A 12045-nucleotide genomic window follows, 5' to 3' on the forward strand; every position below is an offset into this window, starting at 1 on the left:
GCCGTAAATCAGACCCGAACCGTCGCCTTCTTTTTTATCGAGAATGTCTTCGCAAAGCTGAAGCACGTCTTCATCGCTCGAATCCTTGTTCAGCTTTTTCAGAAGCATCTGCGTCTGTGCGCCGACTTTGCCGGCGGCACCGCCATGCTTCGGTCCCTTGAGCGAGCCGATGGCCGCGGAAATGCACGAGTAAATGTCGGTACCGGTGGAAGAAATGACGACATCCGCGAAGGTGGAGTTGTTGCCGCCGCCATGATCCGCGTGCAGCATCATCAAAACGTCCAGCACTCTGGCTTCCTGCTTCGTGTAGGGCTGATTGTCTCTGGCCATCCAGAGCACGTTTTCCGCAAAGCCGGCGGCGGGAAGGGGATAGGAAGAAATTTTCTTATGCGAGTAGACCGAGAACACGAAAAGAGGCAGAGAAGAAAGAATGCAAAGTCCCTTCATCATGCGGTCCTCCAGCGTATCGGTATCGGGGTTGTGATCGAGGCCGTACAGTTTGAGAACTTCGATCTGCATGGCGTTAAGCAGATCCTTGGTCCGGAACGTTTCAAAAACGAGACTGCTCGAAAAGTGATGCTTGATCGCGTACTGAAATTCTCCGAGTTCCGCCGGGCTGGGCAGCTTTCCGAAAATGAGAAGAAAAGCGGCGGTTTCGTAGCCGCGGATTTTTGAATCGAGCTTTTCCATGGCGACCAGATCCTTAATGGAGTAGCCGCGGTAAATCAGCTCGCCGTCGATCGGGCGCTTATGGTTTTTGACCATCTCGTAGCCGATGACATCGCAGATGCGGGTCAGGCCGACTTTGACGCCGGTGCCGTTTTCATTTCGCAGCCCCTGCTTCACGTGATAAATGGAATACAGATCCGGCTCGATCGAATTGTCCGGCAGACAGTCGCGATAAACTGCTTTCAGAGAAGTGCTCATAAAAAAAGACCCCTTTCTTCGCTCAATGTTTGAGTCAGTATAACAAAGTGAAACACATTTCAAACATTGAAAACGGGAAATCGGGTTTTTCAGAAAGAAAAAACTTCCGTTTACAACCGATTTGATATCATTAGAAGAAAAAATGGAAGGGACGACTATGAAGAAGACTCTGACTCAAAAAATTCTCGATTCACACGTACTCAACGATGCCCATACCCCGGGCACACCCGCGGATCTGCGCATTGATCAGACCCTCACCCAGGATGCAACCGGCACGATGGCCTACATTCAGCTCGAAGCCATGGGCGTAGATCAGGTGCAGACGGAACTTTCCGTTTCGTATGTCGATCACAACACGCTCCAGTCCGGTTTCATGAACGCGGATGACCATGCCTATCTGCAGTCTGTAGCCGCTAAGCACGGCGTTCTGTTTTCCAGACCCGGCAACGGCATCTGCCATCAGGTACATCTCGAACGGTTTGCCCGTCCGGGCAAGACGCTGATCGGTTCGGATTCCCACACCCCGACGGCCGGGGCCATGGCCAGCTTTGCGATGGGCGCCGGCGGCCTCGATGTTGCCAAGGCGATGGCGGGTCTGCCTTATACGATTGCCTATCCAAAAGTCGTTGAAGTGCGCCTGACGGGAAAGCTTCCCCATGGCGTTTCGGCCAAGGACATCATTCTTGAACTTCTGCGCCGCCGCAGCGTGAAGGGCGGTGTAGGCAAAGTGTTTGAATATACCGGAGACGGCGTAAATTCGCTTTCGGTTTACCAGCGCGCGACCATTACGAACATGGGCGCGGAACTCGGCGCAACGACATCCATTTTCCCTTCGGATGAACGTACCCGCGAATTTCTGAAGCGACAGAACCGGGAAGAAGACTGGATCGAACTGAAAGCTGACGAAGGCGCCGTTTATGACGACGTCGAAATCATCGACCTGTCCACGCTGGTTCCGGCTGCCGCCTGTCCAAATTCTCCGGACGCGGTCAAATCCATCGAAGAGCTTGCCGGAAAGAAAGTCGATCAGGTCGCTATCGGCTCCTGCACCAACTCTGGTTTTGAAGATCTGATGAAAGCTGCTGCCATTCTTGAAGGCAAAACGATTGCGTCAAACGTTTCACTCGTCGTTTCGCCGGGCAGCCGTCAGGTTCTCATTAAGCTGATGGAAAACGGTGCGCTTCAGACGTTTGTCAAAGCCGGCGCGCGCATCCTCGAATGCACGTGCGGTCCCTGCATCGGCATGGGCCAGTCTCCAAAAAGCGAAGGCGTCTCTTTGCGTACGTTCAACCGCAACTTCTACGGCCGTTCCGGAACGAACTCAGCGGGCGTTTACCTCGTTTCGCCCGAAACCGCCGCGGCCAGCGCGATTGCCGGCGTGTTCGCCGATCCGCGCGCGATCGACTATCCGGACAGCGATTTTAGTGAACCCGTTTATATCGACGATTCCATGATTCTTGCGCCAAGCGAGCATCCGGAAGACGTGGAAATTGTACGCGGCCCCAACATTAAGCCGCTTCCGATCAACGATCCGCTGCCGGATGCGTTCGAAAAGAAAGTCGTCATCAAGCTCGAAGACAACATTACGACCGACCACATCGCTCCAGCCGGTGCGGAAGTGCTGCCGTATCGTTCAAATATCGAAAAGCTGTCGACTTTCGTGTTCCGCAACAATAAGGAAGGCTTCGACAAAATCTGCAAAGCCAATAACGGCGGTATTATCGTAGCCGGCGAAAACTATGGACAGGGAAGCAGCCGCGAACATGCGGCGCTCGCCCCGATGTATCTGGGCATCAAGGCGGTTCTGGCCAAATCGTTTGCGCGAATTCACCTGGCCAACCTCATCAACTTCGGCATTCTTCCGCTCACCTTCCAGAATCCGGAAGACTATGACGATATCGACGAGATGGACGTGCTCACGTTCGAAAATCTGCACGACCTCGACCCAGAACAGGGACTTCGCGTCATCAACCAGACCAAAGGCCATACGTATGTTCTCAACAGTCAGTTTGGACTGGAAGATCTGCCTACGCTCTATGTGGGCGGCACGCTGAACTATATCCGCTCCCAGCAGAAATAAAGAAGACTCTGCAAAGCTCAGAAAAAATGCGTCGGACGTTCATCCGGCGCGTTTTTTTTCTGGGCTGGACAAGCCATCGCCCAATCGCTCGATTTTTCGGTTTTCCGTCTGTCCGGATTTTGCCTTCACGGCTTTTCTGTGGTATCGATTCTTTATCCTGTCCGATCCGCTTTGCGGAGGGCATGATTTGAGACGTACGGATTATGATGTCTGCTGCACTGTCAGAGAAAGCGCTTAGAACGGCGACCGCCGCTCGGGAAAGGCTGTATGGTACGCAAAGCCTTTCCTTTTTTCACATAGAGCCTACAATAAAGAAAACGAGAACAGCACGGGAGCTCACAAATGAGCTGAGAGGGAGCTGGGCGCTCCGACCGCTAACCTGATTTGGATAATGCCAACGGAGGGAATTCTGCAGAAATAATCGCGGAGACAGCCGAAGGCGCTGTTTCCGTTTTTTCATGCAGAAAGGAGGCGTACACCCGGCTTTCGCACACGCGAAAGAGAGAAATAAAACGAGAAATCGATAGCCTGTCCCCGCTTCTGCTGCTTTCGTGCGGCCGGATCGCACTGAAGACAGACTTTGCGCATATTTTTACTGCCTTTAAAAGAAAGCGGCCAGAAGGGCAAAGGGAAAGCGTCTTTGCCTGAGGGAGAATCGATTTGTTCGAGCAGGAAGTTCTCAGCCTGGGAACTTCTTTTCTTTTTGGATGGAAAGTGAAGACACAGCGGTCAAAACGTCTTTGAAGAACGCACAAAGCGTCTGAAAAATGTAAGAAAATGAAACATTCGCCGGAAAACCTTTGTAAACTGCGGGAGGGAAAGTTGACACCGCACAGGGCGATTTATAAAATCTGGAATAAATTCACAAAGGCGCAGAAGGGCACCAGTACATCTTTGAACTGAGCAGAGAGCTTCCGTACGGTGAAAGGAAGACAGAGACAGGATGGAATCACAGCCCGGAGCCGGATTCAGGAAATGGGATCCCGGATGTCTCCGTTAAAGGACAGACTGTCTTTTCAGTTGCAGAGGCGTTCTTCGCGAGGAGAACGTAAAAAAAGGTGGGATCACGATACTTTCGTCCTTTGGGGTGAAAGTTTTTTTGTTTCTACGGCTGGATTTTGACGGATTTGAAAAATTCAAAACCGTCTGGACAGTCAGAAATTTAAGCCAGAAACGCCAGGAATGGCGTAAACCCGTAAACGATCAGAACAAAGGGATGGATCTTTAGATCCATTCCGGAAAGGATTTGTCATGGAACTGAGAACCCCGTTTGGATGTCGAGACGCGCTCTCGCGCGATGTGCGCAAGCAAAAAGCCTTATGTTCGCAGATTCTCGATGTCTTTGATGCCTTTGGCTTTGAAGAAGTCAGCACGCCGGCGATGGAATACTACCAGACGTACAATCAGGCGTTTTCCAATCTCGAAGACCGGCAGATGGTCAAGCTGTTCGACGAAAACCAGGATATTGTCACGCTCCGAATGGACATGACCATTCCGATCGCCCGCATCGCCGCGACCGCCCTGAAAAACGCGGCTCATCCGCTGCGTCTGTCCTATTTGAGCGATGTGTGGAAACTGCGCAAAGCCTATACCGGAAAAGCCATTCAGACTCTTGACTGCGGCGTCGAACTGATCGGCAGCACCGACGATCTGCAGGTTCTGATCTGCGCGCTGGAATCGCTCAAGGCGCTGCAGTCGTACGGTCTGAAAGACTGGCGTCTGGAAATGTCGGATGCGCGTCTGCTTTCCGACGCGGCCCGTCTGGTTTTTGATGACGAAGACGATATTGCGACGCTCGCGGATCTGAGTGATAAGAAGTCGATGGTCGAACTGCAGAACTTTCTCGATGAAAAGCATCTCGACCAGAACATACGGCGCTATTTCCTGCACCTTCCGCTGCTCGACGGCGGGTTTGAAACCCTTGAAAAAGCCAAGGCACTCGCCTTCGATCCGTCGACTGTAGCCGTTCTCGAAGAGCTCGAAGCGACTGGTCGTTTTCTGGAAGAAGCCGGCTACGGCGACATGATCGGCTTTGATCTGGGCAAGCTGCCGCATCTCAACTACTACACCGGCATCATTTTTGAAGCGTTCGTTCCCGGCGCTTCGAACGCGGTGCTTTCCGGCGGCCGTTATGACAATCTGATGAGCGCTTTTGGAAATTCGATGCCCTCCATCGGATTCGCCTTTAAAATCAATCCGTTAGTGGCTCTCCTTCCGGATCAGGAAGAGCGCCGCAAAATCGTGCTGGCCTATCCGCCGCACAAAGCCAGAGAAGCCTTTGCGGAGGCGGCGCGCATCCGCAAAAATTTCGCCGTTTGCCTGCTGGAAGAAGAAGGCCTGGAAGACATTGAAACCCGAATGGAGGTACGCCCATGAGTCTGACGATTGCGCTGACCAAAGGCCGGCTCGAAGACAAAACGCTGACGATGCTCGAAGAAGCCGGCTACGGAACCGAAAAAGTTCGCAACAAAGGACGGGCGCTGATTTTGCCCGATACGGTACACGACATTCGCTACGTGCTCGTGAAATCCAACGACTGCATTACGTACGTCGAGCACGGCGCCGCCGATCTGGGCGTCGTCGGCAAGGATACGCTTCTCGAAAACCCGGCGGACTATTACGAAATGCTGGATCTGAACACCGGCAAGTGCCGCTTCATTGTCGCGGCGCTGCCCGATTCGGATCTGTTTACCAAAAAAGGACGCGTGCGCATCGGTACGAAATACCCGCACGTCGCCCGAGAATACTTTCTGAAACGCAACATGGACGTGGAAATCATCAAGATCGACGGGTCGGTAGAACTTTCGCCGCTGATCGGTCTGGTGGACGGCATCGTCGACATCATGGAAACCGGCAGCACCCTGAAAGCCAACGGCCTGCAGGTACTCGATACAGTCTGCGAGATTTCCGCGCGGGTCATTGTGAACAAAGCCAGCTGGAAGCTGAAGAAAAAGGAAATTGAACAGGTCCTTCTGGATCTGCAGAAAGCGGTGAGTGAAAATGCTTAAAACCATTGGAAAAGACGACCGGGCTGAACTGAAAGCCTACCTTCAGAGCCGTGCGTATGAAATTTCGCCGGACATGCTGGTGAAGACCAGTTCCATCATTGAAAAAGTCCGTTCCGGCAAAAATCAGGCGCTCCACGATCTGACCCTTCAGTTTGATCGCATCGATCTGGACGATCCTATCGTTTCTAATGAAGAGCTCGAAGAGCAGGCGGCCAAAGCCGATCCGCAATTTGTCGCGGCCATGCAGGAAGCCGCCCAGAACATTCTGGCTTACCACGAAACGCAGGTGCAGACGCCGCAGTCTCTGGAAAAAGAAGACGGTGTATACCTCGGCTGGCGGGTGCTGCCGCTCGATGCGGTCGGCATTTACGTCCCCGGGGGTCGGGCGCAGTATCCTTCTTCCGTATTAATGAACGCGATTCCGGCCAAAGTGGCCGGCGTTCGCCGCATTGTCATGACGACGCCTCCGGGAAAAGACGGAAAAATTTCACCCAACCTGGCGGCCGCGGCGAAAATTGCGGGCGTCACCGAAATTATCAAAGCCGGCGGCGCGCAGGCGGTCGCCGCACTGGCGTATGGTACAGAAACGATCGCGCCGGTCGATAAAATTACCGGCCCTGGAAATATGTACGTCGCTGCAGCGAAAAAGCTGGTTTTTGGAAAAGTCGATATCGACATGATCGCCGGACCCAGTGAAATTCTCGTCGTTGCGGACGAAAACGCCAATCCGGATCATGTCGCTTCCGATCTGCTTTCCCAGGCGGAACACGACCCGATGGCATCCTCGATTCTGGTCACCACCAGCGAACCGCTCATCGAAGCGGTCAATCAGGCGCTGCGCGAACAGACGGACGTTCTGCCGAAAAAAGAAATTATTGAACAGTCCCTGGCTTCTTTTGGAACCGCCATTCTGACCGATACGATGGATGAAGCCATTGAAATTTCCAACGAAATCGCACCGGAACACCTCGAACTTCAGGTGGAAAACGCGATCGACTATTTGCCGCTCGTTAAAAACGCCGGCAGCGTCTTCCTCGGCTATACGACGTGCGAAAGCATCGGCGACTACTTCGGCGGCACCAACCACGTTCTGCCGACCAGCGGCACAGCCCGCTTCTCTTCCGCTTTAGGCGTCGACGCGTTTACCAAAAAATCTTCTTATATGTATTACTCCGATCAGGCCCTTCAAAAGAATGGACACAAGATCATTCGCATGGCGCAGGAGGAAGATCTCGAAGCGCACGCCAACGCGGTGCGCATCCGCCTGCACGACGCGTCCGAAAACCAGGATGAGATCGAGCGCGAGGAAGGGGAGTAAGCCATGGGCTATACCTATGAAGCGCACAGCCACCAGGGCGTCCTGCTCAATGCCAACGAATCGTCCAGACCCTGGGATTCCCGCATCCTCGATACGTTTCACGCGCTGCTTCAGGAGAGCGCGCTTAACCGCTATCCCGATGACGACGCCATCGAACTGCGCAAGGCCATCGGGAAGCAGACCGGTCTGAAGCCGGAAGAAATTGTCGTGGGTAACGGCAGCGACGCGCTGCTGCAGCTGATGATTACCACGCTTTGCCGGGATGGAAAAACGCTGGTCATGCTCAATCCGGACTTTGGCATGTACCGCTTTTACGCCGGCTGCATCCAGTCCGATACGTGTCTGTATGATACCGCGTGGGACGGTTCGTTTGATCTCGACGATTTTGTCCGCTTCGCTAAAGACCACAATGCAGGACTTGTCCTGCTTTCCAACCCGAACAATCCGACCGGGCATCTGTTAACCCGCGAGGAAATTGACCGGCTGGCGACTATGCTCGATCCGATTGTTCTGGCTGCGGATGAAGCGTATATGAACTTCTGTGATCAGTCGGCTCTGAATCGGATTGAAAAACATGACAATCTGATCGTCACGCAGACGCTTTCCAAAGCCTGGGGTGCCGCGGGAATTCGGCTGGGCTATCTGAGCGCTTCGCCGCAGCTGCTCGAGAAGCTGGCTTTGTATAAAATCGTCTATTCGATTTCGACGCTTGATCAGCTCGCCGCACGTGCTGTTCTGGCCCATCCGGAAATCATGGAAGACTATCTGAACGTCATCGTCGACGAGTCGAACCGCATTCAGGACGAACTCAAAGCCCTCTCCTCTCTGGAAGCGGGCGAATTTCACGCCAATTTTTATGCGCTGCGTCCAAAGGACGATCCAAAATCGATTGAAGCGCTCGAACAGGCGTTTGAAGAGGCTGGCATTACCGTTCGTACGTACGGCAATAAGGAGCGCATCCGCATTACGATCGGCCTGCCCGAAGAAAACGACCAGGTTTTAGCCATTCTTAAAGCCTTTAATGACAGAAACGCAAACCATTCAGAACTTTCGAAGAGCGAAAATTTCGAATTTTCCAAAGGAGAAGAGCATGCGTAAATCGAATGATCGCCGTGTTACAAAAGAAACCCAGATCGAGATCGCGCTCGATCTCGATGGAACAGGCGAAGCCTCCATTGCGACGCCCATCGGCTTTTTTAACCACATGCTTGAGCTGTTCGCCTTTCATTCCGGCATGGATCTGCGTCTGAAAGCGGACGGCGATGTCGATGTGGACGACCATCATCTGATCGAGGATACCGGGATTTTATTAGGAAGCCTCGTTCGAAATGCCCTGGGCGACAAGCGCGGCATTGCCCGCTACGGAAACTGCCGCCTGCCGATGGACGAAAGTCTTGCGCAGGTCGATCTCGATTTTTCCGGACGCCCGTATCTTGTACTGGACGTACAGTTTCACCGGGAATCGATCAACGGCTTTTCCACGGAAATGATTGAAGAATTTCTGCGCGCCTTCGCCTTTAACGCGGGGCTGACGCTGCATGTCCACGTGTATGGCAAAAACGATCACCACCAGATCGAAGCCATTTTTAAAGGACTGGGCCGGGCGATCCGTCAGGCCATCCGGATTGAAAGCGACCGTCTGCCGTCGACGAAAGGGGTGCTGGAATGATTGGAATTATTGATTATGGAATGGGCAACCTCCATTCCGTGACGTCCGCCTGCAGCCATCTGGGTCTGGAGACGAAAATCGGTTCTTCGCCAGCGGAGCTCGAAGACTGCTCCAAGCTCATTTTGCCCGGGGTCGGCGCGTTTGAAGACATGATCGGCGCTCTGCACAAAAACGGCCTGTATACATGGCTTCTGAAAAAAGTCAAAGAAGATCGCATCCCGCTGCTCGGCATTTGTCTGGGCATGCAGGCTCTGTACGAGCGTTCGTTTGAATTTGGCGAACACGAAGGTCTTGGCCTTCTGCAGGGAAGCGTGAAAGCCATGGAGCCGATTGAATTTCATGAAGACGGAACAGCGATTACGCTGCCGGTTCCGCAAATCGGCTGGAACCGTCTGTACTGCGCTTCGAATTTTCCAATCGCGAAAGAAATCGAAGCCGATCCGTACGTATATTTCGACCACAGCTACGCGGGTATGGACTGGAATCCGTCCGAGCTGGCGGCGTACTGCAGCTATGGACCGTATACGGTTCCGGCCATCGTATGGAAAGACAACGTTCTGGGCTGCCAGTTTCATCCGGAAAAATCCGGAACGACGGGACTGCGTATTCTGGAATGGTTTGGAAAGGAGTTTGGCGCATGATTATTTTTCCAGCCATTGACATTCTCGGCGGCAAGCCGGTTCGCCTGCGTCAGGGCGACTACAATCAGGCCAGTCAGGTCGCTGCCGATGTGCTGAGCACCGCCGCTTCGTTTGAAAACGACGGCGCCGAGTTTATTCATCTCGTCGATCTGGACGGCGCCAGAGCAGGTCATCCCGTCAACGATGAACTCATTTTAAAAGCCGCAAACGCACTCCATATTCCAGCGGAAGTGGGCGGCGGCATCCGAACAAAAGCCGATGCGAAACGCTACCTCGATCATGGCATGCACCGCATCATTCTGGGCACAGCGGCTCTGGAAGATTTGCAGATGGTCAAGGACCTTTGTGAAGAGTACGGCGATCGGATCGCCGTCTCGCTTGATGCAAGAGACGGCCGGGTCATGGTCGCCGGCTGGCTCGAAGATGGCGGCATCGAACTCGATGACGCCGTAAAACAGATGGAAGAGGCTGGTGTTCAAACTTTGATCGTTACGGATATCCGCAAGGACGGCATGCTCATGGGCCCTTCCTTTGATCTGATGGAGCATCTTTCTTCCTTTACAGACTGTCAGCTGGTCGCTTCCGGCGGCGTCAGTCAGCTGAGCGATATTGAGCGTCTTGCAAAGCAGAATCTGTATGGCGCCATCGCCGGCAAGGCGATTTATTCCGGATCGCTCTCCTTAAAAGAGGCGATTGCGGCCGGAAAAGGCGTGGGGGAGGATGCGTCATGTTAGTGAAACGAATCATTCCCTGTCTGGACGTACGCGATGGCAAAGTCGTCAAGGGCGTTCATTTTGAAGGCATTCAGGAAGTCGGGGATCCGGTGGAGCTGGCCAGAAAGTATAACGACCAGCGTGCGGATGAGCTCGTCTTTCTCGACATTACAGCCACCTGGCAGGGCCGCAAGACGATGGTCGAAACCGTAGCCCGCGTGGCTGAACAGGTTTTTATTCCGCTGACCGTAGGCGGGGGCATTTCCTCGATCGAACAGATCCGTGATCTGCTCAATCACGGCGCGGACAAAGTGTCTCTGAATTCCGCCGCGCTCGATCATCCCGAACTGATCGAACAGGCCGCGCACATGTACGGTTCGAGCTGTATTGTGCTGGCGGTCGATGCCAAGCGGCAGCCCGACGGTTCCTGGCACTGCTACAAAGCCGGCGGCCGGATCGATACCGGACGCGACGCGATCGAATGGATTCGAGAAGGCGTGCGTCTTGGCGCCGGAGAAATTCTTCTGACGAGCATGGATGCGGACGGCACAAAGCAGGGCTTTGACCTCGATTTGTGCAAAGCCGTTCGAAAGGCCGTCAGCGTGCCGCTGATCGCTTCGGGCGGCTGCGGCAAGCTCGAAGATTTTGCGACAGTCTTTGAAGAAGACGCCGCGGATGCTGCCCTGGCTGCGTCGCTTTTTCACTACGATGAGCTGAGCGTAACGGATGTTAAAGACTATTTGAAAGGAAAGGGGATTGCGGTTCGATGACGGGCAAGGATTTCGATCTCGATTTTGAAAAAGGCGGCGGACTCATCCCGGCCGTTGTGCAGGACGCCAAAGATGGCACCGTTTTAATGGTCGCCTGGATGAATGAAGAAGCGCTGGAAAAGACGCTGGAAACGAAAAAAGCAACCTTCTGGTCCAGAAGCCGCAATGCGCTCTGGATCAAAGGCGAAACGTCCGGCAATTTCCAGATCGTTCAGTCGATGTACAAGGACTGCGACGGGGATACGCTGCTCGTTCAGGTAGAAAGTACCGGTCCTGCCTGTCATACGGGCAATCGCACTTGTTTTTATCGCAAGCTGGAAAGCTTTGAGGAGAAAGAGCATGAAGAATAACGAAATGCAGGAACTGTACGAAACCGTCATGGATCGCAAAGCCAATCCGGAAGAAGGCTCGTATACGGCGTATCTTTTTGGAAAAGGCGAAGAAAAGATTCTCAAAAAAGTCGGCGAGGAGTGCACGGAAGTCATTATCGCCTCGCTCAGTCAGGACAAGGAACATCTGATCGGCGAAATGGGCGACCTGCTGTATCATCTTTGCGTGCTGATGGCACAGAAGGATGTCAGCTGGCATGAAGTCGAAGCCGAACTCGCGAAGCGTTCGCTTAAAAAGCACAATCTGAAAGCCGAACGCCGCCCGGTTGAAAACTACTAGGCATCCAGTTAGACTATCTATTCCAGACAAGAAATAATCTAGAATCGGAAGCCGTACAAAAGTGCCCGATTTCATCTCGTCTGTACAGAGAGCAAGACTCCTCTCTGAAATCCTGCGCGTTTCCCCGGGAAATGCGCTTTTTTCACGATACCGGCCTGCCTTGCAGGCTGCCGGAAAAAGCGGTACAGACAATCTTTCAAAATTGATAAGAATTTCACAGGATAAGTTTTGACACCAGACAGTAAACTGG

At 53.3% G+C, this 12045-nt stretch carries 12 protein-coding genes, 1 riboswitch and 1 other annotated feature; of the genes, 11 read left to right on the forward strand and 1 reads right to left on the reverse strand.

Going from position 1 to position 12045, the window contains the following annotated elements:
* A partial coding sequence (locus ACLUYS_RS05865; RefSeq protein ID WP_412659367.1) for a citrate/2-methylcitrate synthase occupies window positions 1-927 on the reverse strand: 927 nt, incomplete at its 3' end.
* 157 nt (window positions 928-1084) lie between these two features.
* Here ACLUYS_RS05865 and ACLUYS_RS05870 point away from each other — a divergent pair.
* The 11 genes from ACLUYS_RS05870 to hisE all read left to right on the forward strand — a co-directional run bounded on the left by ACLUYS_RS05870 (window position 1085) and on the right by hisE (window position 11795).
* Window positions 1085-3007, forward strand: a complete 1923-nt coding sequence (locus tag ACLUYS_RS05870) for an aconitate hydratase (protein WP_288339709.1) — start codon at window positions 1085-1087, stop codon at window positions 3005-3007.
* A 318-nt stretch (window positions 3008-3325) separates the two neighbouring features.
* Window positions 3326-3432: riboswitch (TPP riboswitch) on the forward strand.
* Window positions 3433-3871: 439 nt separating this feature from the next.
* Window positions 3872-4093 (forward strand) — a binding site (T-box leader).
* Between the two features lie 165 nt (window positions 4094-4258).
* Window positions 4259-5383: an ATP phosphoribosyltransferase regulatory subunit gene (locus tag ACLUYS_RS05875; RefSeq protein WP_412659368.1), complete on the forward strand. Its 1125-nt coding sequence runs from the start codon at window positions 4259-4261 to the stop codon at window positions 5381-5383.
* Window positions 5380-6015: an ATP phosphoribosyltransferase gene (hisG, locus tag ACLUYS_RS05880; protein WP_230267463.1), complete on the forward strand. Its 636-nt coding sequence runs from the start codon at window positions 5380-5382 to the stop codon at window positions 6013-6015. The genes ACLUYS_RS05875 and hisG overlap by 4 nt, the downstream gene beginning before the upstream one ends.
* Window positions 6008-7333 (forward strand): histidinol dehydrogenase, encoded by a 1326-nt coding sequence (gene hisD, locus ACLUYS_RS05885; RefSeq protein ID WP_288339730.1) that lies wholly within the window; start codon window positions 6008-6010, stop codon window positions 7331-7333. Before hisG ends, hisD begins: the two co-directional genes overlap by 8 nt.
* A gap of 3 nt (window positions 7334-7336) precedes the next feature.
* The gene (locus ACLUYS_RS05890; RefSeq protein ID WP_412659369.1) at window positions 7337-8431 is read left to right on the forward strand and encodes a pyridoxal phosphate-dependent aminotransferase; all 1095 of its coding nucleotides are present in this window, start codon (window positions 7337-7339) and stop codon (window positions 8429-8431) included.
* On the forward strand, window positions 8424-9002 hold the full coding sequence (hisB, locus tag ACLUYS_RS05895) for an imidazoleglycerol-phosphate dehydratase HisB (RefSeq protein WP_230267460.1): 579 nt from the start codon (window positions 8424-8426) through the stop codon (window positions 9000-9002). The genes ACLUYS_RS05890 and hisB overlap by 8 nt, the downstream gene beginning before the upstream one ends.
* Window positions 8999-9643 (forward strand): imidazole glycerol phosphate synthase subunit HisH, encoded by a 645-nt coding sequence (gene hisH / locus ACLUYS_RS05900; protein WP_230267459.1) that lies wholly within the window; start codon window positions 8999-9001, stop codon window positions 9641-9643. Before hisB ends, hisH begins: the two co-directional genes overlap by 4 nt.
* The gene (hisA, locus tag ACLUYS_RS05905; RefSeq protein WP_230267457.1) at window positions 9640-10377 is read left to right on the forward strand and encodes a 1-(5-phosphoribosyl)-5-[(5-phosphoribosylamino)methylideneamino]imidazole-4-carboxamide isomerase; all 738 of its coding nucleotides are present in this window, start codon (window positions 9640-9642) and stop codon (window positions 10375-10377) included. Before hisH ends, hisA begins: the two co-directional genes overlap by 4 nt.
* The gene (gene hisF, locus ACLUYS_RS05910) at window positions 10371-11126 is read left to right on the forward strand and encodes an imidazole glycerol phosphate synthase subunit HisF (RefSeq protein ID WP_230267455.1); all 756 of its coding nucleotides are present in this window, start codon (window positions 10371-10373) and stop codon (window positions 11124-11126) included. The genes hisA and hisF overlap by 7 nt, the downstream gene beginning before the upstream one ends.
* On the forward strand, window positions 11123-11476 hold the full coding sequence (gene hisI / locus ACLUYS_RS05915; RefSeq protein WP_230267453.1) for a phosphoribosyl-AMP cyclohydrolase: 354 nt from the start codon (window positions 11123-11125) through the stop codon (window positions 11474-11476). The genes hisF and hisI overlap by 4 nt, the downstream gene beginning before the upstream one ends.
* Window positions 11466-11795 carry a phosphoribosyl-ATP diphosphatase gene (gene hisE / locus ACLUYS_RS05920; RefSeq protein ID WP_230267451.1) on the forward strand — a complete coding sequence of 110 codons (330 nt, stop codon included), beginning with the start codon at window positions 11466-11468 and terminating at the stop codon, window positions 11793-11795. Before hisI ends, hisE begins: the two co-directional genes overlap by 11 nt.
* Window positions 11796-12045 lie beyond the last annotated feature (250 nt).

Source organism: Allobaculum sp. (genome assembly GCF_047010065.1).
GTDB classification, from domain to species: Bacteria; Bacillota_I; Bacilli_A; order Erysipelotrichales; family Erysipelotrichaceae; genus Allobaculum; species Allobaculum fili.